Below are 23301 nucleotides of genomic sequence, written 5' to 3'. Positions count from 1 at the left end.
GGTTAAAAGCGGGTAATTACTCGTATGTTATTGGTACCATTAATACCATTTTAAGCATCAGTACATTATCCCTGACTGGGTTTTTACTAAGTTGACTGATGTTGTCTATGTAATCAGTCATTGGGTTTAGCAGTCCTGCTTGTAAACCTATGCCATAATGATTGGGAAAGAAATATGCTGCACCAAGAGTGGTCGGAAAGCTCAGGCTAACATTGGAGAAATCTTCGTTAGGTGCTCGCGTGTCTGTCCGGGATAATAAATCCTCGCCAAAAGCGTCGCGAGGGGAGAAGCGCAAAAGACCAACCCCTTGACTGACCCATAGCATGAATTGATCTGTTTTTATTAAATGAAACTGAAGGTTGTAGTTTAGTGATAAAATACGAGTTTTAAAATAGTCTGCTGCGGGGTATTGGTGGTTGAATGCTGAAAAGTAGTTGATGTTTTGGCCTTCAACATTTCCTGCCAACAATGTAACATGGCTGTTAAACCGTTCTTTAAAGTTCAACTTTAGCCCTAGGTGTACCATACCTGACCATCTTTCGAATCTTGGGGTTAGATCTCCTCTATAGGCTGCAGGACCTCCTCCAATTTCCAAAAAACGGGTTGGGTTTCGTGAATCCTGTGCACAGACATATTGAGTTGCGCAAGAAAGAAATATCAGTATGGTTATATATTTTTTCATTATTCAGTGAAAATAAGAAAAAATATGCTAAGCAAGAAGGACTGTAAGTGTGTTTATTTTGCTTCTCAAGACGAAGTCCATTGCGTAATTCAAAGTTGATAAATGCAAACTGGGAAATATAACATGGCATAAAAAAGGCTGCACAAAAATATATGCAGCCTTCTTAAGTTTTTCTGAAAATTTACTTCAGTTTGGAGAAGTCAAAACCTTCAAGGAATGCTGTTGTAAACCTGCCAGACCTAAACACAGGGTCGTCCATTAGTTTGATATGGAAAGGAATGGTTGTTTTCACACCTTCAATAACAAATTCTTCCAGCGCTCTTTTCATTCTGTTCAATGCCTCATCACGGGTAGCTGCACTACAGATGATCTTAGCCACCATAGAGTCATAGTTTGAAGGGATAATATATCCTGTGTAGCAATGGGTATCTACCCTTACGCCATTTCCACCGGGTAAATTAAAGTTTGTGATTTTTCCTGGTGATGGTCTAAAGTTATTGGCAGGGTCTTCAGCGTTAATCCTACATTCTATGGAGTATCTTTGCGGAGTCAGGTTTTTAGATTTAATCTTTTCGCCTGCTGCCATTCTTATTTGTTCTTTTATAAGGTCTACACCCGTTACCTCTTCAGTAATTGGATGCTCTACCTGTATACGGGTATTCATTTCCATAAAATAGAAATCGCCGTGCTTATCGACCAGAAACTCAATTGTCCCTGCACCTTCATAGTTAATGGCTTTTGCCCCTTTTACAGCAGCGTCTCCCATCTTGCTCCTGAGTTTATCTGTAATAACAGGAGAAGGGGTTTCCTCAACTAGTTTTTGGTGTCTTCTTTGTATAGAACAGTCTCTTTCAGAAAGGTGAATGGCTTTTCCATGTTTATCACCAAGAATTTGGATTTCAACATGCCTTGGCTCTTCAACAAACTTTTCTAGGTATAATCCGTCGTTCCCAAAAGCAGCACCTGCTTCTGCTTTAGCATCTTTCCAAGCTTTCTCAAACTCTTGGTCATTGCGAACAATCCTCATTCCTCGTCCACCTCCGCCTGCAGTTGCTTTTAAAATAACGGGGTACTTGATCTTGTTGGCTATTTTTAAACCTTCCTGAACAGATTCTAACAACCCATCAGATCCTGGTATGGTAGGGACGCCTGCTTTTTTCATGGTGGCCTTAGCCGAAGACTTGTCACCCATGGAACAGATCATTTCAGGACTGGCACCAATAAATTTTATATTGTAATCCTGACAGATTTTAGAAAAGTCTGCATTTTCCGAAAGGAAGCCATACCCTGGATGGATGGCATCTGCATTGGTTATTTCGGCCGCTGAAATAATGTTAGGAATGTTCAGGTAGGATTTGCTACTAGTGGCTGCACCTATACAAACCGCTTCATCTGCATATTTCAAGTGAAGGCTGTCTTTATCAGCCGTTGAATAAACCGCAACTGTTTTTATATTTAATTCTTTGCATGCACGAATTACCCGAAGAGCTATTTCTCCCCGGTTTGCTATGAGAATCTTCTTAAACATGATGTAGGGTGAAAAAAGTTGTAAAAGTAAAAATGCTGCATGGTAGTGCAGCATTTTTATCAATGATATTAAGGTTCAACCAAGAACAACGGCTGATCGTATTCTACTGGAGAAGCGTTTTCTACGAGCACTTTGACAATTTTTCCTGAAACTTCAGATTCAATTTCATTGAAAAGTTTCATTGCTTCAATAATGCAAACAGTTTTTCCTGGTTTTACTTCATCGCCAATGTTGACAAAAGGAGGGGTGTCTGGAGAGGATGAGCGGTAGAATGTACCTATCATCGGCGACTTTATAGTTATTAGATTACCTTCTGAGGATTTAGGAGCTTCAGGCTCTGCTTTTGAAGAAGGTGATGGCGAAGGTGCCGGGGCAGCTGGTGCCTGTGGGGCAGGAGCTGCTACTTGTTGAACTTCAGCACGTACAGGTGCCTCATTATGTTTTTTAACAGCTATTTTAAACTGTTCTGTTTCAATATTGACTTCTGCAAGACCTGATTTAGAAATAAAGTCTATTAAGTCCTGAATTTCTTTAGCTTTCATGTTTTTTCTTTTAAAATCCTGTAAATGCCCTGAAGCAGCTACATTCAAAAATTGATTTAAAAAGCCTCTTTTTTTATGATGTTCAAAATAAGACGCTAAAATTTAAAATACCAAACGCTAAAATGGAAAGATTATTTAGGGTCGTACGCCCATTTTAGGTACACAGAGCCCCATGTAAATCCTCCACCAAAAGCTGACATAATAATATTCTGACCTTTTTTAAAATTCTTTTCAAAGTCCCAAAGTAGAAGAGGAATGGTAGCATTGGTAGTATTTCCATACTTCTCAATGTTCATAAGTACTTTATCAGAACTTAAGCCCATACGCTCTGCTGTGGCATTAATAATTCTTTTGTTCGCTTGGTGTGGAGCTAGCCATGCAATATCATCGGCTGTTAGGTTGTTTTTCTCCATAATTTCTGCAGACACATTTGCCATATTGCTAACAGCAAATTTGAATACAGTAGCCCCCTCTTGGTAAGCATAATGCTCTTTGTTTTGCACTGTTTCAATGCTTGGAGGTCTACGGCTGCCGCCTGCTTTCTGGCAAAGATATTTTGCCCCAGCGCCATCTGTTTTTAAAATACTGTCAATGACTCCATGGCCGCTGGTATCAGGCTCTAACATTACCGCTGCTGCACCGTCCCCAAAAATTATGCAAGTGGTACGGTCTTCATAGTTGATGATGGAAGACATTTTGTCTGCACCAACAACAATTACTTTTTTAAACTTTCCTGTTTCTACAAACTGGGAAGCCGTGCTTAGGCCAAATATAAAACCTGAACATGCCGCTTGTAAATCATAACTAAAAGCGTTTTTTAGCCCGGTCATGTCGCAGAGTATATTTCCTGTTGCAGGAAACACAAAATCAGGGGTTGTGGTACAGCAGATCAGTAGATCTACCTCCTCGGGTTTGGTGTCTGTTTTTTGAAGAAGTTCATTAACGGCTTTTTCAGCCATATGGGAAGTCCCCTTGTCTTCTCCTTTTAAAATGCGACGTTCTTTGATACCTGTCCTGGAGGTAATCCACTCGTCGTTGGTTTCCACCATTTTTTCGAGTTCCTGATTGGTTAGTATGTACTCAGGTACATAGCCACCCACTCCGGTTATAGCAGCTCTTATTTTGCTCATTTAGTGAAATTCTTTCTTGAGTAAATCCCTTAGCAATACGCCTGTTTTATTTTAGAAGTGATATCAGCTTCTGCAAGTTTTACTGCTTGTAGGATCATGTTTTTTATAGCCATAGGATCTGAACAACCATGTGCAATGATTACATTTCCGTCTACGCCTAAAATAGGGCTTCCGCCAACAGTAGCGTAGTTAAAAAGTTCAATAAACGGAGATGTTATATTCCTTTTGCTCATTAGGTCGTAAAAAGATTCGGCCATTTTAAGGATAACGTTACCATTAAAGCCGTCACATACTATTACATCAGCCTTTTCATTAAAGAGATCTCTACCTTCGACGTTTCCGACAAAGTTGATTTTCTTATTGGCTTTCATTAATTGATGCGCAGCCTGTGTGATCACAGAACCCTTTTGTTCTTCTTCGCCAAGATTCATTAGAGCTACTTTAGGGTTTTCTATGTTCATAACATTTTGTGCATAGATAGACCCCAAGACAGCAAACTGATCTAATACTTCAGGCTTGCATTCGGCATTGGCTCCTACATCCAGGATTACGCCATATTCTCCACGTTCTTTGGGAATAAGACCTGCTATGCCTGGACGCATTATCCCTGGAATAGCCTTTACTGTAAAGAGCGATCCGACCATCATAGCCCCTGTGTTTCCTGCGCTGCAGAACACATCGGCTTTTCTACTTTTCAGCATTCCAAAACCTATCGCAATACTTGCGTTAGGCTTTTGCTGAAAAGCTTTGGTAGGATGCTCGCCCATTTCGATGATATCATCGGAATGGACTATGGTAAAGTATTCAGGAGAACCGCCGCATTCAGCAATTTCTTTAAGTATATCAGATTCTCTTCCGATAAGAACAATGTTCGTTTCGGAAGGAATTAAATCCCTGGCTAAGAGCGCACCTTCAATTACAGCCTTGGGCGCGAGATCGCCACCCATTGCGTCCAATGCTATATTCATCTCTTATACCAATACTTCTTTTTCCAATACAACCTGGCCTTTGTAATATAATTTCCCTTCGTGCCAGTAAGCTCTATGTGGTAGATGGTATTCTCCTGTTACTGAACAAACCGCAAGCTGATCTGCTGTGGCTTTATAATGGGTTCTTCTTTTGTCTCTTCTTGTTTTAGAAGTTTTACGTTTAGGATGAGCCATTTTTTATATTAATTATAATTGTTTCTAATGTTTTTTAAAATTTTCCACCGGGGATCTTCATCCCCTTCATCAGATTTTTCTTCTTTTTCTCCTTTTTCCTCAGTTTCTTCAGAAGTGTAAATCAATATAGATTCGGCATCTTCATGGTTCTCCTCAGTTATAAAACGAGGATGCAGTTTTTTCATAGGTACTGATAATCCTATGAATTCATATATGTACTGAGCTACGTTTAACGTCTGAAGGTTTCTTGGTATAAGAATAATCTCTTCAGTAAGCTCTGTATAGTCGTCTCCATATTTAAAGATCAACCCTTCGTCTAACAATATCTGGAAGTCGAACTGCTCGAGACTCCTGTCGCAAGTTAACTCTACTGTTCCATTGACCTTAAAATTGATCCTGATCAATGTTTCAGTTTTGTCGAGTGTAAGTTCTGCTTGTAAACTTCCTTGTTGTATATATGAATCCTCAAAAATTGCAAAAAAAGAACTGTCTATCTGATAGCTGTAATAATGTTTCTTATTACTTAATGATATTATGTCAATATCATACAATCTTCTGTCCTTCATGCCATCCCTTGTTTAAGTGCGCAAAGTTAGTACAATATTTCAATTTATAAAAATGTTAATTAGTTCAAATCGCTCTGTTGTCCCGTATGTTTGAACTTTACGATGTCGCAAGCCATAAACAAAGCTTGCCTAAATGAGTCTTCTTCGGCCAAATTTTTGCCTGCTATATCAAATGCGGTACCGTGATCCGGAGATGTTCTGACAAACGGAAGACCCGCCGTAAAGTTTACTCCGGTGCTGAAATTTAGGGCTTTAAATGGGGCTAACCCTTGGTCATGGTACATAGCCAGCACAGCATCATATTTTTTATAAAGCTGTTTGCCAAAAAAACCATCAGATGGATAGGGGCCAAATACCAGTTGCCCTTTTGTTCTTTTTTCTTCTATAAATGGTATTAAAAGTTTTTGTTCTTCTTGTCCCATTAAGCCGTCTTCGCCGGAGTGAGGGTTGAGTCCCAGTAGTGCGACTTTAGGTTTTGTTATTCCAAAATCACTTTTTAATGTTTGGAAAAGTGTTTTTAGTTTATTTTCCAGCAACTGCTTGTTCAGTGCCTCAGGTACTTGGTTCAGTGCTATATGGGTAGTTGCTAATGCCACCTTCATTAGCTCACTTGCCATGATCATTAATATATTGTCAACACCTGCTTTGTGTCCTAAATATTCGGTATGGCCGGCAAATTGAAATTTTTCGCTCCTGATATTGGCTTTATGGATGGGTGCTGTGACTATCGCGTCTAGCAAATTGTTCTGTATATCATTAGTCATTCGCTCTAACGCTAGAAAAGCGCCATTGCCAGACTCCTGTGTGGGAGTTCCTGGAGAAATTTCATAATCCTCCTCCCAACAATTGATTAGGTTTACTTTCTTATAATTGAGCTTTTCGGCTGTTTTTATTTGAAAAAACTGCACATCAGCCTGACTGTCCAAGAGTTTTTTATACTTAGAGAACACCTTTAATGATCCGTATACCACAGGTATACACATTTTCAAGATCCTGGAATCGCTTAAGGTTTTTAATATGATTTCAGGGCCTATGCCATTAAAGTCGCCAATGCTAATTCCTATTACGGGTCTATCTGATTTGTTATGTAAATATGACATGATTTTTTACGAAGCCTTCTTTTTAAAAAAATTATACATTAATCTAACGCCTATGCCTGTGCCGTTTTTGGAACGGTATGCGTCCGCAGCAGAAAGAAAAGCCATGCCTGCAATATCGATATGTATCCAGTCATATTCAACAAAGTGCTCAAGAAATTTGCCCGCGGTAATGGCTCCTGCCTCTGCACCACCTATATTCTTAAGGTCTGCTATATCCGATTCGATCATTTTTCCATATTCTTCCCATAGCGGGAATTCGACCAGCCTTTCATGGGTCTCCAGGCCAACTTGTTGAAGTTGATGGATGTTTTCAGGCGTATTGCCCATGCAAACTACACCTTCTTTGCCTATAGTTCTTGCAGCAGCACCTGTTAATGTTGCAAGGTCTATGACTAGCTCAGGCTTATATTTTGAGGCATAAGCCAAAGCATCCGCAAGTATTAACCTACCTTCTGCATCTGTATTTAATACTTCCACTGTTTTTCCATTATAGGTAGTAATTACATCTCCAGGTACCATGGCATTGCCATCAGGTCTGTTTTCAGTGGCAGGTATCATACCTATAATATAAATAGGTAATTTATTGGCAGCGATAGCGTAAATGGCACCTGCTACAGAAGCAGCACCTCCCATATCACTTTTCATAAACTCCATGCCTGAGGATGGTTTTAGGCTTAATCCGCCGGTATCATATACAACTCCTTTTCCGACCAATATATACGGTTGGTCATTCACGGCGTTTTCAGGCTTGTATTCCATGACTGTAAAAGTAGGTGGATTGGGACTTCCTTCGTTTACTGCCAATAATCCGCCCATTTTCAAGCTTTGTATCTTTGGCTTGTGGAAAATGTCAACTTTGAAATCAGCTTCATTGCCCATCTCCTGAATGGCTTCGGCCAACTGAACGGCATTTAGGGCATTTAAAGGTTCGTTGACTAGGTCTCTGGCCAAACATACTCCTTTTACTAAAACATTCAGCTCTGAAACTTCTTTTTCTGAAACTTTTTCGGATACAATAGATAAAGTATCTAAGGGATTTGTTTTTGGGTTACTTTTATATTTGTCAAATCTGTAGGAACTTAACATTAGTCCTTCTGCTAAAGACAAAAGCGCCTCTTTATTTTCTGAAAAAAGCTGAAGTGCTGATAGCTTTTTTTCTTCAACTAGTTTATAAAGTTTAGCGCCTTTGCTTCTCAGGGCTTCTAGTTGCTGGTCTTTAGTACCTTTTTTATTATTTTTAATAAAAAAGAAGTGTACCCCATTTTCAAAAATATGCGCTATCGGATTATGGGCTAAATCTTGTGCAGCTAATTTCTGATGTTCATTTACTTTAAGGAACTTCGTCAGTTCAGAATCATCGCTCAAAAGTACAGAAAGATGAACCTTCTCTTGCAAATTCTCTACTTTCTTAAGTTTTATATGCATCTTTGCTTTCTTTTTGGGACAACAAACGACAAAATTAAATTAAATTCTGAAATAAGTACATTTTATGAGATTTGTTTCGGAATTGCGATACGATTAATATTTAATGGAAAGAGTCAGAGCTAAAAAACATTTAGGGCAACATTTTTTGCGGGACAAGGGTATTGCTGCCGATATAGTTGCAGCGTTAGAACCGCAAAACAGGTTTAAGTATGTCCTGGAAATAGGTCCTGGTACTGGCGTTTTGACAGATATTCTTGTAAAAAGAACTGATATTGACCTTTCGGTAATAGAATTGGATAAAGAGTCAGTGGCCTTTTTGAAGGAAAATAAGATATTAAGTCCGGAAAAGATTATAGAAGGGGATTTTTTAAAGCTCGATATCCAACAGCTTTTTAACGGGCCGTTTGGCTTAATTGGCAACTTTCCTTATAATATTTCTTCGCAGATTTTCTTTAAAGTGTTAGAAAATAAAGAGATAGTTCCAGAAGTCGTTTGTATGATCCAGAAAGAGGTTGCCCAAAGAATAGCTTCTCCACATGGAAATAAGGATTATGGTATTCTAAGTGTTCTGCTACAAGCATTTTATGATATTAAATATCTATTTACTGTAGATGAAAACGTATTTATACCGCCACCTAAAGTGAAATCTGCTGTAATTAGACTTACGAGAAACAGTCGGGAAACACTTCCTTGTGATGAAGTTTTTTTTATAAAACTGGTAAAGCAGGCATTTTCTACCCGTCGGAAAACCCTGCGGAACGCCCTTAAACCCTATGGGATTTCTGCAGAATTGTCAAAAGACCCTATTTTTGATAAAAGAGCAGAGCAGCTTTCTGTAGATGCATTTATAGATCTTGCTGTAAGGATAAAACAAAAGTAAATACACACATTTGATTTATGAATCGGATAAAATGTCTTATAATAGACCAAATGCATGATTCTATAGTACCTTTGCTGGAAGGAATTGACGTGCAGGTGGATTATCGGCCGGATATAACGCGAGAGGAAGTTTTAAATATTATTGCTGATTATGATGGTATCATTGTAAGGAGTAAAACAAAACTGGATGTAGATTTTTTTGATCGCGCCACTCATCTAAAATTTATAGCTCGGGCAGGGGCAGGGTTAGACCAAATAGATACCAAAGAGGCTTTTAAAAGGAAAATTTTTATGCTCAATGCCTCTGAAGGAAACAGAGATGCCCTTGGAGAACATGCATTAGGTATGCTGTTGTGCTTGATGAATAAAATGCACCTCGGCGATCGTCAGGTTCGGCATGGTATTTGGGATAGAGAAGGTAATCGTGGCTATGAAATTGGAGGCAAGACAATCGGTCTTATAGGGTATGGCCATATGGGCAGGGCATTTGCACGAAAGGTCAAAAGCTTTGATTGTAAAGTGCTGGCTTATGACAAATATCTAAACAATTTCTCAGATGATTTTGTCATAGAATCTGATATGGAAGCCATATACAGTGAAGCGGATATTTTAAGTTTGCACGTGCCGTTGAACTCAGAGACTCGTTTTCTTGTTAATGGTGCATACCTTAGCCGTTTTAAGAAAAACATCTGGCTGCTCAATACAGCCAGAGGGGAAGTGGTAGATACAAAATTTCTACCAGAACTTTTATCATCGGGCAAAATTTTAGGAGCAGCGCTCGATGTGTTGGAAAATGAAAAGTTAAAAACTTTGTCAGCAGGACAATTAGAGACTTTTAAGCTTTTAGCTGCTAGTGAAAAGGTACTTTTGACCCCTCATGTAGGCGGTTGGACCTTTGAATCTTACGAGAAAATAAATGCAGTGTTAGTCAAGAAAATAAAAGAAGTTTTACCGCAACTTGTTAAAAGGTAAAGCTTTTCTATTTAGAATAAATTATTTAATTTTGTCATGCAGAACGGCTCGACAGCCGTTCTGTTTTATTTTATCACAGCCTAAAAAAGAGGAAAAGATGAGTAAAGTATCTTATTACACAGAAGAAGGACTACAAAAGCTCAAGGAAGAGTTGAACCACCTTAAAACTAAGGGAAGAGCAGACATGGCTAAACAAATTGCAGAAGCCCGTGATAAGGGAGACCTTAGTGAGAATGCTGAATACGATGCAGCAAAAGATGCTCAGGGCCTTCTGGAATTGAAAATTTCCAAGCTAGAGGAAATTGTGTCTAATGCAAGGATACTTGATGAATCAAATATTGATACTTCAAAAGTTTCCATACTTTCTACAGTTAAGATTAAAAACAAGAAAAACGGTCAGGAAATGACCTATACTTTAGTTTCTGAGGAAGAATCTGATATTAAGAAAAATAAAATTTCAGTAAAATCTCCTATTGGAAAAGGTCTGTTGGGACTTAAAGTGGGAGAAGCAGCCGCTATTAATGTACCTGCTGGAAAATTAGAGTTTGAAATCCTTGAAATTTCACGCTAATGGCATCTTTGTTCACGAAAATAGTTAACGGGGAAATTCCTGCTTATAAAGTGGCAGAAGATGATAATTTCCTTGCCTTTTTAGATATCAACCCTTTGGTTCCTGGGCATACTTTAGTTATCCCCAAGAAGGAGATTGATTATATTTTTGATATTGAAGATGACTTATATGTGGGATTACAGTTGTTTAGCAAAAAAGTCGCAAAAGCTTTGAAAGAGGCGGTTCCATGCCTTAGGGTAGGAGTGGCAGTTATTGGACTGGAGGTTCCTCATACACACATTCATCTGGTTCCCCTAAATAAGATGGATGATATTAATTTTTCCAGACCAAAGCTAAGCCTTCCAAAGGAACAAATGGAAGAAATAGCCTCAGCTATTAAAGCGGCTTATGCTGCTTGAATGTTTTTTCTGTTAATTTTTTTACATCAGAAATGTACACAAGGGGCATTAATATTTGACTGCTTTTATTAAAAGAGGCTTGTGTGGAGCTGCTCTCTTCTGAAATAGCAAACCTTACTACACATTTAACAAAAAAAGGCGGAAGCGTTTATTGGTTTAAAACGCTTCCGCCTTTTTTTTGTGGATTGTAAAACCAGATAACCCTAAAAGCTGTTTACTTTTTGTCTTTATCCTGGAGTATTGGATTTCTTTATGAGGGGCAAAAGAACAAAAAATCAGCGTATTTGGTTTACAAATCATTGTGGTTCTATGAACTAAATAAGAGTGAAGTTGCTGACTATAAGTTATTTTACTACGAAGTAAAAAGTTCTGATGCATTCTCTAGGTTTATGGTAGTAAGTAGGGTGCATTGAAAAACGCATAAAGTATTGATCTATTGATGTTTGTATAAAAATTGAAAGGTATAGGTGCAAGGTTTTTTGGTTCTTTCTTATTTTTCCGTGTACATTAAAGTGAGAAGCTTTTAACTCAATACTTTTTGGGTTAGCCACAAGCGTACAATCTACTTTGTGGCCTTACATTCGAAGTATTCCAATACTTCTTCATGCAAGGCTATGCGTATCTTGCACAACTTGTAACTTTTTCAGCAGGCCCTAAGTAATAATATAGGCGTACTGAGAAATCAACAAGAAGGGTTTTGAAAAAGCTCTTTACTGAGGTAAGCCAATGCTCTTATAAAATAATATATGATAAAGAAAGATATGCCATCGGAGCGTGAGTTGTTATTAAGCCAGATAGCAAAACTGCAAGAAGAAAACAAGGTGCTTAATGAGCAAGTCAGAAGTCAACAGGACATGCTGAGGGAGACTACTAGTTATATGCAGAAAATTCAAGAAGATCTGCAAGAATCAGAAGCAAAACTTATGCTTCAGAAGGAAGTACTTGAAAAAGCAGTGGAGGAAAGGACTTATGAGTTAAGAATGGCATATGAAGAAATTAAATTAGAGGTAGAGGAAAGAAAAATTATACAAGGGGAGCTACTGGATACCAATAAGGAACTGAATACCTTATTATATAAAGCTTCACATGATTTAAAAGCTCCAGTAAGCACCAGTTATGGGTTGCTTAATTTGTTGAAAGTTATCGATAACAGAGATGAATTTCCTTTATATATTAGTATGATTGAAAGTACCTTGGGAAAGCTTGATCTTATATTGAAAGAGCTTACTAAAATAGTTTCAATTAAACAGGAAAAAGAACTGGTTTTCGAAGATATAGTCGTGCGGGGGCTATGTTCAGAAGTATGGCGTAAATTTAAACCTCTGACATCCGATTTTCGGACATCTTTTTGTGTGGACGTTGAGCATGTTCATTCAAACCAAGAGCTTCTTTCCTTGGTTTTGGAAAAAGTTATAGGCAATGCCATCAAGTATAAAGTTAAGGAAGGCGCTTCATTAGCCCTCAAAGTTTTTGAGGAAAAAGGCTACATCAAATTTGAAGTAAAAGACAACGGTGAGGGTATTGAGCCTTCTTTGCTCCCTCATGTTTATGATATGTTTTATAAAGGCAATACTAACTCTAAAGGTAGTGGTATGGGGCTTTATATAGCTAAAGGTGCCTTGAAGCGGTTAGGTGGTGGCATTGAAATAATAAGTACGATAGGAGTCGGTACAATAGCTTGTATTTCTGTTCCTAAGCAGGTTTGAGGGGACGTATCTTTTTTTATATGGATTTTTTTTCTAAAAGAATCTTTTTTGAGCGTTAGGTGTTTTGCCAAAAAATAGTTAATCTTTGTTATGGCATTAGAAAATGAAGGGGATATAATCGCTTTGGAAAAGGTTTATGAAAATAAGTATGCATACCTTTCTTACAATAAGGACGCAGAGGTGATGGTATGTGAGGTTAGGGAAAGTTATATCCCCATGGGTGAATTTCAAGTTATATTCAACGCTGCTTTAGCGTTTATAAAAGAAAACCCGGTAAGAAAATTTATTTTTGACAAACGTGCTTTAAAGGCCTTTCATCAGCCCTCCATGGAATGGTATTTTACGGAATGGAAACCTAAGGTGTATGAGTTAGGCTTGTCTGTGCATAGAAAAATACTTCCGCCAGAAACTTGGTTTCGAAAATGTGTAGAAGCAGGGAAGCATATGATAATGACAAAAAATGATACCATAATTCCTGCGCTAGATATTCAATATTGCGAATCACTCAAAGAGGCACTGGAAGCTTAGCGTTAGAATTCCCTATACAACTCTGCCTGGGTTGTCTTTTATAAAAGCACCCCAGCCGGCGGATTTTTTTACAGGAGTGTTTTTTTGGAAATGGTGACATACGGCTACTCCCAAAGCATCTGTAGCATCTAACAACTCTGGGGTTCCTTTGATGCTAAGCATTTTAATCAGCATTGAGGCAACTTGTTCTTTAGAGGCATTGCCATTTCCAGTTACCGACACTTTAATTTTACGTGGTGCATATTCTGTGACAGGAATTTGACGGGAAATGGCTGCGGCTATGGCAACACCTTGGGCTCTCCCCAATTTTAGCATAGATTGTACGTTATTGGCATAAAACGGGGCTTCTATAGCCATCTCATCAGGCAGAAACTCGTCGGTGATTTGCGTTACCCTTTCAAAAATTTTACTTAACTTTATTGCATGGTCGCTATACTTGCTAAGGTGAATGACGCCATACTGAAGCAGGGAAATCTTGTTTTTACTAACACAAATGACTCCATATCCCATTACGCTGGTACCAGGGTCTATGCCGAGTATAATTTTTTCTGGTTCTATATTTCCTGATATGCCTTTCATTATGCAATTTATTTCCAATTTAAACATATCAAGGCTAATACCCAAGAGCAGGTACTTTAATCCCCTGTTAAAAGTGTTGGTTTTTCTGGTGTTAGGGTATCATATTGGAAAGATTGTTATAGCTAAAGACTTATTTTCAGTAGCATATGTTAGCAGGATAGCCGATATAGGTTTTGGGGCCAAATTGGCTGTTTTATTCGTCATTCTGTTGTTTCCTGTAAATTGGGCTTTGGAGACACTAAAATGGCGTTTCTTGATCAAAGGCACTGAGAAGGTTTCATTTTTTCAGGCTTATAAAGGAATATTGACAGGTGTGGCATTTGGGTTTGCTACACCACATGGTATAGGCGATTATGCTGGAAGGATTTTACAGTTAGAATCTGCAGAAAGAAGTTCTTTGATAGGTGCCGTATTTGTTAGCCGAATTGCTCAGTTCTTTATAACTTTCTTGTTTGGCAGCGCTGCGCTTGTATTCTTTTTTAGTAAATTCTACTCCGATTGGCTAATTTTTAATACACTGTCTGCTACTCTGTTAATGGCCAATGGTATGTTTTTGCTGATGTTTGTATTGCATAGGCAAGCTTTATATTCTTTAAAAAAAATAGTCTGGTTGAAGGGGATCTATCGGTATTTTAGTATCATAGGGCAATACTCTGTCAAGGAAATGTTTTCTGTTTTATCCTTTTCATGCCTCCGGTATATGGTTTTTACCATTCAGTTTGTTATTTTATTGCTTGTTTTTGATGTTCATTCCAATTATTTGATACTTTTTACAGGAGTCAGTTTTATTTTTTTCGTTAAGTCTGTTATGCCTACTTTGTTTGATTTAGGAGTTAGGGAGTCGGCAGCCTTGTACTTTTTTAGTTATTTCCAATCTGTCGAAGAAGGTGTTTTAGTGGCCAGTCTTTCACTTTGGGCCATCAATATACTTTTACCAGCTATTATAGGAATGTTTATGAGCTTGAAAATCAAAATAAGCGGTAAAGAATGATTTACATAATACTGGCGGCACCCCTTCTGATTTACTTTTTGTTTGTGCTTTATCTCTATTATAGCTGGCTATCTATTAAGGTTTATGCCTATGACAAAGAATCGGGTCGGCCTTGCCCTTTTATATCAGTTATTGTCCCTATAAGAAATGAGGCTGACAACCTTCCTTTGTTGATAAAAAGTTTACACGCGCAGCAATATGACAACTTCGAGCTTATTTTAGTTGACGATCATTCTACAGATGGCAGTGTGGATCTTGCAAAATCTTTGCTCGTTGATGAGCATAGGTTTAAATACAAAATAATATCAATGGAGGGAAGTGGTTGTGAAGGCAAGAAAAAAGCACTTTTGGAAGGAGTTGAAAATGCTTCAGGGGAAATTGTGCTATGTACCGATGGCGATTGCCAAGCAGGGCCGCACTGGGTAGCTTCTGTTGGACATTATTTTGCAGAAAATGATTGTGTCATGCTATCTGGTGGAGTTGCTTTTATTAACGACGGTACCTTGTTTAACAAGCTTCAAGATTTGGAGTTTACAAGTTTGATCGGCACAGGAGCTGCTTGTATGAAGGCTGGTTTTCCTAATATGTGCAACGGGGCCAATCTGGCCTATCGTAGAGAGGTGTTTTTTGAGGTAAATGGGTTTTCTGGCAATGAAGATGTAGCCTCGGGCGACGATGAGTTCCTTATGCATAAAGTATGGCAAAAGTACCCCGGAAAAGTGCATTTTCTGAAAAGTACAGACAATGTAATATATACCCGGCCATGCCCAAATTTAACATCTTTCTTCTTTCAACGCCGTCGTTGGTCTTCTAAGTGGGATAAGTATACTTTAAATAGTGTTAAATACATTGCTTTTTTTGTGTTTTTGACCAATGTGTCATTCCTTGTTCTTTTTTGGATGACTTTTGTTTACAAACTGTCTTTGCTAGTATTGCTTACTTTGTTTACCGTTAAGTTGTTACTTGATTTTATGTTCGTCAGGAAAGTAACCAACGATCAAGGGAGGCACGCTGGATTTCTCCCTTTTCTGCTTTTACAGCTGATTCATCCATACTATATTCTTATATTTGGGGTGCTGAGTAAAGTTGGTAACTATAAATGGAAAGGAAGAACTTATAAATAATGACAGATATAGAACTAGATATATTAGACGAGCTTTATTTTCCTATTTCTTTTGATGCGCTTAAAGATACGCTTGGTATAGAAGATGACGTTTTATTAAAGGAGCTTCAGGGGCTTGTTAAAAAAGGTTGGGTGCAGTGTATTATTCCCGAATCTGACGAGATTATCCCCATAACTGAAACATCTTTTAATAATTTACGTCAATACCATTATCTTGCAACGAAGGAAGGTCTTCTTGCGCACAACAGCAAATAAAGTAAATGGGAAGAAATAAGGATATTAAAAGTCCGTCGTGGTATGTCAGGAGAAGATTGATGAAAAATAAACCCGCATTGTTTGGGTTGTTTGTGATCGTTTTGGCTCATGTAATTGCGATATTGGGGTATTTGCTAATGCCTGACCAGACCCCCAATGCTAATGATGGTTCTGCATTAATTAAGAAGAAAAACCTAGGTTTTGAGGTAGATATTCTGAAATCTCGAAAGCCTCGGGAAATTAAAAAAGTAAATTTTTTAACTAAAATGTTTGTGGGGCAGGAGAGTGAGTACGTGTTGCTTCCTGTTAGTGATTGGAAAGTCAAAGACCTCAAAGTGTATTATTCAAGGTATGGACGGGAAACAGAAGTTGACTCTGCCGATCTTCCTTCTATGGTACTCCCGTTATATTCTGGATTCTCAGAAAAGTTCCCTCACGATGGTAAATACAACTACAAAGTAGATGAAAAAGAAGGTGTCATACATTATTTGGATTACAGTGAAGAAGTAAGACAAATAAGTAAAAGTGCCTTACTTGCTGACTTTAAAGATAATAACTATGAGCGGCGTAGGTATCTGCTTGGTACCGACAAGTCCGGTCGCGATATATTGAGTAGGCTTTTGTTTGGGACGAGGATATCATTGTCTATTGGTTTTATATCTGTGTTGATATCCATATTCGTCGGCATGTCTTTAGGGGCTATTGCGGGTTTTTTTGGAGGTAAGCTGGACAATATTATCATGTGGTTAATGACAGTGGTATGGTCTATTCCTGGTATTATGTTGGTAATAGCCATTAGCTTGGCATTGCAGAGTAAAGGAGTATGGGTAGCTTTTGTTGCCGTTGGACTTACTATGTGGGTAGAAGTGGCGCGTGTTGTGAGAGGACAGATTATGGGAATAAAAGAAAAGCAGTTTGTAGAAGCGGCCCGTGCACTGGGCATTAGCAACATGCATATTATATTCAAGCACATACTTCCTAATATACTTGGCCCTTTAATCGTTATAGCTACAGCAAATTTTGCCTCAGCTATTCTTATTGAAGCTGGGTTAAGCTTTCTTGGACTTGGAGTGCAGCCGCCCATGCCTTCTTGGGGCATGATGGTATATGAGGGCTATACTTCCATAGGATCCAAGAATAGTGGATATTTGGTAATTTTGCCTAGTGTGGCAATTAGTGCCTTGGTTTTGGCTTTTAACCTTTTCGGAAACGGACTTAGAGACGCATATGACCCTAAAACATCAGTTAAATGGTAGTTCAAAAGATTTAGGAAGGCAGTTGCACCTAAAGCAGTTAGAACTCAATGCCCTGCTGGACCTCACTAAAGCTATCAGTAATAACGAACCTGAAGAAAAGCTTTATAAAATCTTTTACTTTACCATCTTGTCCAATTTACATGTCAAGAAAATGGCCCTTTTTGTAAATGAGGAAGGTTGGCAATATAAAGTAGGACATGGGGTGAGCAAAAGTGAAATGACCAAAAGTGATTTTATCGATGATGATATCCTAAAGGTTAAGTCTATTGCTGAAATTGGTAAGGCTAATGGTATTTTGAGTGAGTTTGATCTGATCATCCCTGTTCAGCACAAAGACAAAGTGTTGGCTTATGTTTTTTTAGGAAATATTAAAAAGCAGACTGATGATGAGTATGTCGATATTTCTTTTGTTCAAACACTTTCCAGTATTTTAATTGTTGCCATAGAGAATAAACGTCTTGCTCGGAAAGAGCTTCAACAGGAAGCCTTAAAAAAAGAGCTGTCTATTGCCAGAGAGGTGCAGGCGCAATTTATTCCTGGAGAACTTCCTTCTACTGAAAGGATTTCTGTAAAAGCTACTTACTTGCCTCACCGTGCTATTGGAGGAGATTATTACGATTATATTGAAATTGATCCTAACAGGTTTCTCGTGTGCATTGCCGATGTTTCAGGCAAAGGCATTCCCGCTGCGCTTCTTATGTCTAACTTTCAGGCTTCGTTAAGAACACTCGTCAGACAAACCTCAGATCTTGTTAAGATTTTTGAAGAGCTTAATCACTCTATCATGAACAATAGCAAAGGAGAACGTTTTATTACTTTCTTTGCCGCTATCTGTGACTTAAAAGAAAACAAGCTCAATTATATCAATGCAGGTCATAACCCTCCAGTATTGCTGCTGCCAGATGGTGGGGAGTGTGTGTTAGATAAAGGTACGACTATTTTAGGAGCCTTTCCTACATTGCCTTTTATTGACCAAGACTGTATAGATGTTCCGCAGGGCTCTCTGCTGGTTGCCTTTACTGATGGGATAACAGAAACTTGCGATGAAGAGGGAGAAGAAGAGTTTGGTTTTGAAAAGTTAAAGGAGTTGGCACTTCGGTTTAGGGACAAGAATCCGCAGGAACTTCATAAGAGTATCATGAGCGAACTGGATGTTTTTAAAGGTGGCGCAAACTATGCAGATGATATTTCATTGATCACCTGCTGGTTTCACTGATTTTTGAGATTCTTTCATTTTTAATACAGCAATAATGGCTGTCAATGCCCAGAAAAGAGATGCCGCTTCTTCCTGGTCCAGAAAGTTGTTGAAAAACGCATGTGTTATATAGCTCGCAAGGGCTGATATGGAGCAGAGGGCCAGTATTCTGTCCATTTTATTGCTGCTATTATAATACACATCCATACCAGCATAAACTATATAAAAACAGATTAGTGCAAAGCTCAACATTGCCAGCAGTCCTGACTCTGATAGTAAAAGCAGGTATTCGGAGTGGGCGCTGCCTCCTATGCCTGGATTTGTGGCAAACTTACCCGAGGTTATACTTATCTCAGTCATGTCTTTACTGTACTGAAATGGTATATATTGAAACTGGTATGTACCCGGACCAAAACCTGTTATTGGCTTTTCGTAGAACATTCTTATAGCAGAATTCCATCTATTTACCCTTTCAGCATTGGAAACATCTGTTTTAATGCTGGTCACAGACTTCAATTGGTCATCAATGCCGGCATCATGTGCATTAGAGTCATACTTATTCTGTTTTAAACTACTAATGAACATTGATTTAAAGGCTATTGCCGAGGAAGTGCCTATTAACAGGCAAACCACAAAAACCTTAAATTTTATTCTAAACGCCAATGTGAAAGCCATGGCTAAAGCAACCCCCAAACTCAACCATGCAGCCCTACTGTAAGTGTAAAACAAAGCAATGGTGAGCAAAACTAAAATGGCGAACAGGAGAATATTGGCTAATACATTAATTTTAAAAGTTTTTCTGTTAAAGATCACTGCCGTAATGACAGGTATAACCATGCAGAGACAGGCACCATAAATTGTATGGTCGTTGTAAAAAGGCCCTGTTATAATGTTACTGGCATTTTTATCAAAACCATAAGCAGCGTGTTCATTAAGTATGTAAAGAATGACCGGAATAAAAGCCACACTGTATAGAATAAAAGCATTTTTTAAACCGCTAGGGTTTTCTCTTAAGATTTTTGCTGCTAAGAAGTAGAAAACTAGTATATAAGATATTTTGACGACCAGAAACTTAATCGTTACTACAGGCATCGTAGTAAAAAACGCTGTAAATAATATTATGCCTAAGTGCAACAGGATAAGCATAGATAGGGGAGTTTTAAGGAACTGCCTATCTTCCCGATTCATCAAAATGGTGATAATAGCTACTATTGCTAGCAGACCCACTAAAGGTTCAGCAGGTGTGCCTACTTGAAAACTATCCCCTGTGACTGAAACGTCTATAGAAAAAGGGACAGTGAAAAAGATAAGGTAAAATAGCTTTTTAAAGTCAAAAAAAGCCAGGAAAAGGATTAGAATGGCAGGAGGAGCCAATAACACCAAGTATTGCTCCGTAATGCCAAAAACAATGATAGTGAGTAGGACAATGGCAGCATAAGCCACCATTACCGATTTGCCAATATGTTTTTGGTCAATACCTGTTATCATTTTGCAAGAGCCTGCTTTATTTCTTTCTGATAATACTCAACACACATGATCCCTAATAATACCAGAATCAATGCGCCCAATGTACTTAAAAGAATGATTAAAGAGCGAAACGGTTTTGCCTTTTTCTCAGAAGGTGTGGCTTCTTCTATGATTAGTAATGTTTTAAACGGTTTTTCTAAGGAAGATACTGCCTGGTTGTACATCAATTCATAGGCCGCAAGCTCTTTTGAAAGCTCCTGCATTTGAGTGTCAAAATTTTTGATTAACTCAAAGTTCTTCTTTAATGACATGTATTCGTCGCTGGACGATACATCGGTAGGTTTTATTTTAGCATTTCGTTTATTATAAGCAAGAAGGGAATTTTCTTTTGTGAAGTCGTCTATGGAGTAACCCGCTCTAAGTTTAATTATAGAGTCATTGATCATGCTGATTTGTTTACGGCTATCATTTAGAAAGCTTTTGTATAATTCAGACATGTTTACATTTCTTTCAGTAATCAGTTCACTGTTGATTTTTTCAATTTGGTGAACAATGGTATTGGCCATTTCGCTGGCAAACTCAGGGTCTTTGTCTTCTACTGTTATCTCTATTCCCTTTTCTGTTTTTTTGATCTTGTAGTTGTCTTTTAGCTCTTCTGCAAGTTTGGTATATGGATACCGTTCCTTTTCACGGTCAATGTCATAATGGTTGAAAAGGTCAAATTTTTCTGTTAAGAACTCATTCATTCGTCTAGAGGTAGCGATAGACAAGACACGCTCAAAATCTTCGTCTTCTCCAATAATTTCATAATCCCTCGAAGAAAATGCTAGCCGTGGGTCACTTGCTTTAATGGTATATGGGTAAAACTTGACAGTAGATCTGTAATAATTGGGTAGGAGCAAGGCTACTACTGTGCTCACTAATAGAGCCGCAATTGTTACCGTCAATAAAAATTTTTTCCATTTTCTTACCAGTAAAATGAATGTTACTAGATTAAAATTGTTGAAATCCATAAATCCTTAAAAGTATACCAATACTACAACTTACAAAACTATAAAAAAATTATAGAAATTTATTTTTTATTTAAACGTTGTTTAAAATGGTCATAAAAGATAAAATTTTTCTAATTTTAAATCTTAAATAGTTCTTGCTATCAATAAATTCTTTCGAAATATTGTCCTTGTGGTCATTCTGAACATTATAATCAAGCCTGTGTGGCTTATTATGGAGAATGTTGTTCAGAATGAGATAGGACACGAACAGTTTGGTTTATACGCTGCTTTATTTTCGTTTGGACTTATGTTTATGGTGGTGGCCGATGCAGGGGTGAACCAATATTTTACAAAAGAGCTGGCCTCTAAGCCTAATGTGCTCAAAACAATTCTACCTTCTGTGTTTAGTTTCAAAATGGCAGTCTGTGTTATATATCCCTTTTTTATGGTATTGGCCGGATTTATTCTGGGATATCAGGAAAAGGAGCTCAAATACCTTTTTGTTTTAAGTGTTATTCAGTCTCTTTTACAGGTTATTTTATTTTATCGGAGCCAGTTGCAGGCTTTTCAGGCCTTTGCATTAGACTCTTTTGCTTCTGTATTGGACAAAACATTGCTGATTGTAATTGTCCTTTCTATGCTTACAGTGAGTATAGACCTAGATCGCTTTATCATGTCCAGAATGGCAGCAAGCGTCATTGCCCTGGTTGTGATAGCATTCATCATCTATAAAAAATTTGGGTGGACTGGTGTGAGCTTTAATGCTAAAGGGTTAAAGGTGCTTTTGAAGAACAGCTTTCCTTTTGCTATGATTGCACTATTGTTCTCTGTTCATGAACGGGTAGATTTGGTTATGCTGGAAAGGCTTTCCGATGAGCAGTCTGCAGGTCTTTATGCCGCATCTTACCGATGGGTAGATGCTTGTATGATGTATTTATGGGCAATACTCCCCTTGTTTTTTGCACGGTTTTCTTTTTATGACCAAAAATCATCCCAGCAGCAAAAGATTTTTAACATGGGGCTTATTGTCTCTAACATTCCGGTTGTCTTTGTTTGTGGTTTTGTGTTTTTTTACGGAGAACAACTATTTTGGCTCTTTGATAAAAGTACAGCAGGTGAATTAGATACCATGGCGTTGGGAGTTAGGATTCTTTTTATGGCTGTTTTTGTCCAAGGTTTTTTTGCTATAGGGGGCACCTATCTTACTTCTTCAGGTTATGTAAATCATGTGAATAAGATCGTATTAGGGAGTATAGTTATTAATATTGGACTTAACCTGATGTTAATTGATACTTATGGCGCATTGGCAGCCGCTATAAGTACAGTGGCAAGTACTGCCTTCTTGTCTCTAGGTTATATCTATTATATAAGAAATAAAACACCATTAAACTTTTCATTCAAGATTACAGGTATGTTAATGGTGAATGCAGCAGTGTTTTTGGGTGTATTGTATGTGCTTGATAAAGTTATTGACCTTTGGTATATCAATGTTTTACTTGGTGGAGTTGTACTGTTAACCATGAGCTATTTGACAGGATTACTTAAACTGTCCGGTTTGCTTGAAAAGAAAAATGCAAAGAGAAAAGTTTTTGCTGACACAGATGCTAAATCATGAATATAGCAAATGCTGATTGGTTGTTTTCAAAAATCTACCCCTCTCTCACTTGGAGGGTAAAGACTTCAAAGAAAGAGGTGTTTCTTACTTTTGATGATGGTCCGGTACCTGGTATTACCGATACCGTGTTGGACATTCTTTCAGATTTTAAAGTATTGGCTACTTTTTTTTGTGTGGGAGAGAATATCTCTAAACACCCTGCCACTTTTCAAAGGGTATTAGATCAGGGACATCAGGTTGGAAATCATACATTTAATCACCTGAACGGCTGGAAGGTTTCTGATAAAGAGTATTTTGCTAATATTGAAAAGTGCAGGCAGGTTTTACAAAGCAACATGGGGGAAAGCAGCGGGTCTAAAATGCTTTTCAGGCCTCCTTATGGTAAAATAAGGTTTTCTCAAATCAGGAAAGTGAAGGAACAATACCGTATTGTGATGTGGAATGTGCTTACAAAAGATTATGACAATACTTTTGATGAACAAGACTGTTTGGAACAGGCCCTTAAAGGCACTAAGCCTGGGGCGTTGGTGTTGTTTCACGATAACCATAAGGCTATGAAAAACCTCGAATTTGTGCTGCCTGCTTATATTAAACACTTGCTGGATCAGGGTTATTGTTTTAAAAAAATATAAAGAAGT

Annotated in this window: 25 protein-coding genes; 13 read left to right on the top strand and 12 right to left on the bottom strand. The window is 38.0% G+C overall.

Annotation, left to right across the window (positions count from 1 at the left end):
• Positions 1–16: 16 nt before the first annotated feature.
• The 9 genes from RCC89_15355 to RCC89_15315 form a co-directional block, all read right to left on the bottom strand.
• Positions 17–682: a hypothetical protein gene (locus RCC89_15355; GenBank protein WMJ74531.1), complete on the bottom strand. Its 666-nt coding sequence runs from the start codon at positions 680–682 to the stop codon at positions 17–19.
• A 181-nt stretch (positions 683–863) separates the two neighbouring features.
• Positions 864–2210: an acetyl-CoA carboxylase biotin carboxylase subunit gene (accC, locus tag RCC89_15350; protein WMJ74530.1), complete on the bottom strand. Its 1347-nt coding sequence runs from the start codon at positions 2208–2210 to the stop codon at positions 864–866.
• Positions 2211–2278: 68 nt separating this feature from the next.
• Positions 2279–2752, bottom strand: coding sequence for an acetyl-CoA carboxylase biotin carboxyl carrier protein (gene accB / locus RCC89_15345; protein ID WMJ74529.1), 474 nt, complete (start codon positions 2750–2752; stop codon positions 2279–2281).
• 131 nt (positions 2753–2883) lie between these two features.
• Positions 2884–3882, bottom strand: a complete 999-nt coding sequence (locus RCC89_15340; protein ID WMJ74528.1) for a beta-ketoacyl-ACP synthase III — start codon at positions 3880–3882, stop codon at positions 2884–2886.
• A 29-nt stretch (positions 3883–3911) separates the two neighbouring features.
• A complete protein-coding gene (plsX, locus tag RCC89_15335; protein ID WMJ74527.1) occupies positions 3912–4850 on the bottom strand; it encodes a phosphate acyltransferase PlsX in 939 nt (312 codons plus the stop codon).
• A gap of 3 nt (positions 4851–4853) precedes the next feature.
• Positions 4854–5045, bottom strand: coding sequence for a 50S ribosomal protein L32 (gene rpmF, locus RCC89_15330; GenBank protein ID WMJ74526.1), 192 nt, complete (start codon positions 5043–5045; stop codon positions 4854–4856).
• Between the two features lie 8 nt (positions 5046–5053).
• The gene (locus tag RCC89_15325; protein ID WMJ74525.1) at positions 5054–5611 is read right to left on the bottom strand and encodes a DUF177 domain-containing protein; all 558 of its coding nucleotides are present in this window, start codon (positions 5609–5611) and stop codon (positions 5054–5056) included.
• Between the two features lie 59 nt (positions 5612–5670).
• Positions 5671–6711 (bottom strand): 4-hydroxythreonine-4-phosphate dehydrogenase PdxA, encoded by a 1041-nt coding sequence (gene pdxA / locus RCC89_15320; protein WMJ74524.1) that lies wholly within the window; start codon positions 6709–6711, stop codon positions 5671–5673.
• 6 nt (positions 6712–6717) lie between these two features.
• A complete protein-coding gene (locus RCC89_15315; GenBank protein ID WMJ74523.1) occupies positions 6718–8136 on the bottom strand; it encodes a leucyl aminopeptidase in 1419 nt (472 codons plus the stop codon).
• Positions 8137–8239: 103 nt separating this feature from the next.
• Here RCC89_15315 and rsmA point away from each other — a divergent pair, with 103 nt between their 5' ends.
• The 6 genes from rsmA (at position 8240) to RCC89_15285 (ending at position 13190) form a co-directional block, all read left to right on the top strand.
• Positions 8240–9016, top strand: coding sequence for a 16S rRNA (adenine(1518)-N(6)/adenine(1519)-N(6))-dimethyltransferase RsmA (gene rsmA / locus RCC89_15310; GenBank protein WMJ74522.1), 777 nt, complete (start codon positions 8240–8242; stop codon positions 9014–9016).
• 17 nt (positions 9017–9033) lie between these two features.
• Complete coding sequence (locus RCC89_15305) at positions 9034–9987, top strand: NAD(P)-dependent oxidoreductase (GenBank protein WMJ74521.1); 954 nt, start codon at positions 9034–9036, stop codon at positions 9985–9987.
• A 97-nt stretch (positions 9988–10084) separates the two neighbouring features.
• Positions 10085–10558, top strand: a complete 474-nt coding sequence (gene greA, locus RCC89_15300) for a transcription elongation factor GreA (protein ID WMJ74520.1) — start codon at positions 10085–10087, stop codon at positions 10556–10558.
• Complete coding sequence (locus RCC89_15295; GenBank protein ID WMJ74519.1) at positions 10558–10956, top strand: HIT family protein; 399 nt, start codon at positions 10558–10560, stop codon at positions 10954–10956. Before greA ends, RCC89_15295 begins: the two co-directional genes overlap by 1 nt.
• Before the next feature lie 746 nt (positions 10957–11702).
• A complete protein-coding gene (locus RCC89_15290; GenBank protein ID WMJ74518.1) occupies positions 11703–12662 on the top strand; it encodes a HAMP domain-containing sensor histidine kinase in 960 nt (319 codons plus the stop codon).
• A gap of 90 nt (positions 12663–12752) precedes the next feature.
• Positions 12753–13190, top strand: coding sequence for a hypothetical protein (locus RCC89_15285; protein ID WMJ74517.1), 438 nt, complete (start codon positions 12753–12755; stop codon positions 13188–13190).
• Positions 13191–13202: 12 nt separating this feature from the next.
• On the opposite strand, the gene ruvC is transcribed toward RCC89_15285, so the two are convergent.
• A complete protein-coding gene (gene ruvC / locus RCC89_15280; GenBank protein ID WMJ74516.1) occupies positions 13203–13769 on the bottom strand; it encodes a crossover junction endodeoxyribonuclease RuvC in 567 nt (188 codons plus the stop codon).
• A 1-nt stretch (position 13770) separates the two neighbouring features.
• On the opposite strand from ruvC, the gene RCC89_15275 reads away from it, so the two are divergent.
• From RCC89_15275 to RCC89_15255, 5 genes are read left to right on the top strand one after another with little or no spacing between them, the layout of a single operon-like run.
• Complete coding sequence (locus tag RCC89_15275) at positions 13771–14760, top strand: lysylphosphatidylglycerol synthase transmembrane domain-containing protein (protein ID WMJ74515.1); 990 nt, start codon at positions 13771–13773, stop codon at positions 14758–14760.
• Positions 14757–15884 (top strand): glycosyltransferase, encoded by a 1128-nt coding sequence (locus tag RCC89_15270; protein WMJ74514.1) that lies wholly within the window; start codon positions 14757–14759, stop codon positions 15882–15884. Before RCC89_15275 ends, RCC89_15270 begins: the two co-directional genes overlap by 4 nt.
• Entirely contained in the window at positions 15884–16138 is a 255-nt protein-coding gene (locus tag RCC89_15265) for a hypothetical protein (GenBank protein WMJ74513.1), read from the top strand. Before RCC89_15270 ends, RCC89_15265 begins: the two co-directional genes overlap by 1 nt.
• A gap of 5 nt (positions 16139–16143) precedes the next feature.
• Positions 16144–17394, top strand: coding sequence for an ABC transporter permease (locus tag RCC89_15260; GenBank protein WMJ74512.1), 1251 nt, complete (start codon positions 16144–16146; stop codon positions 17392–17394).
• Positions 17366–18610 carry a PP2C family protein-serine/threonine phosphatase gene (locus tag RCC89_15255; protein WMJ74511.1) on the top strand — a complete coding sequence of 415 codons (1245 nt, stop codon included), beginning with the start codon at positions 17366–17368 and terminating at the stop codon, positions 18608–18610. Before RCC89_15260 ends, RCC89_15255 begins: the two co-directional genes overlap by 29 nt.
• On the opposite strand, the gene RCC89_15250 is transcribed toward RCC89_15255, so the two are convergent.
• Together RCC89_15250 and RCC89_15245 are read right to left on the bottom strand one after the other, a co-directional pair.
• A complete protein-coding gene (locus RCC89_15250; protein ID WMJ74510.1) occupies positions 18584–20077 on the bottom strand; it encodes an O-antigen ligase family protein in 1494 nt (497 codons plus the stop codon). The two genes, RCC89_15255 and RCC89_15250, sit on opposite strands and share 27 nt — an antisense overlap.
• Positions 20074–21069 carry a hypothetical protein gene (locus tag RCC89_15245; GenBank protein ID WMJ74509.1) on the bottom strand — a complete coding sequence of 332 codons (996 nt, stop codon included), beginning with the start codon at positions 21067–21069 and terminating at the stop codon, positions 20074–20076. The genes RCC89_15250 and RCC89_15245 overlap by 4 nt, the downstream gene beginning before the upstream one ends.
• Before the next feature lie 127 nt (positions 21070–21196).
• On the opposite strand from RCC89_15245, the gene RCC89_15240 reads away from it, so the two are divergent.
• Both RCC89_15240 and RCC89_15235 read left to right on the top strand, forming a co-directional pair.
• The gene (locus RCC89_15240; protein ID WMJ75665.1) at positions 21197–22663 is read left to right on the top strand and encodes an oligosaccharide flippase family protein; all 1467 of its coding nucleotides are present in this window, start codon (positions 21197–21199) and stop codon (positions 22661–22663) included.
• Positions 22660–23295 (top strand): polysaccharide deacetylase family protein, encoded by a 636-nt coding sequence (locus RCC89_15235; GenBank protein ID WMJ74508.1) that lies wholly within the window; start codon positions 22660–22662, stop codon positions 23293–23295. The genes RCC89_15240 and RCC89_15235 overlap by 4 nt, the downstream gene beginning before the upstream one ends.
• Positions 23296–23301: the final 6 nt, after the last annotated feature.

This window comes from Cytophagaceae bacterium ABcell3 (genome assembly GCA_030913385.1).
Lineage (GTDB): Bacteria > Bacteroidota > Bacteroidia > Cytophagales > Cytophagaceae > ABcell3.
The sequence above is the reverse complement of the archived record's forward strand: the minus strand, read 5'-3'. Positions and strand labels throughout refer to the sequence as shown.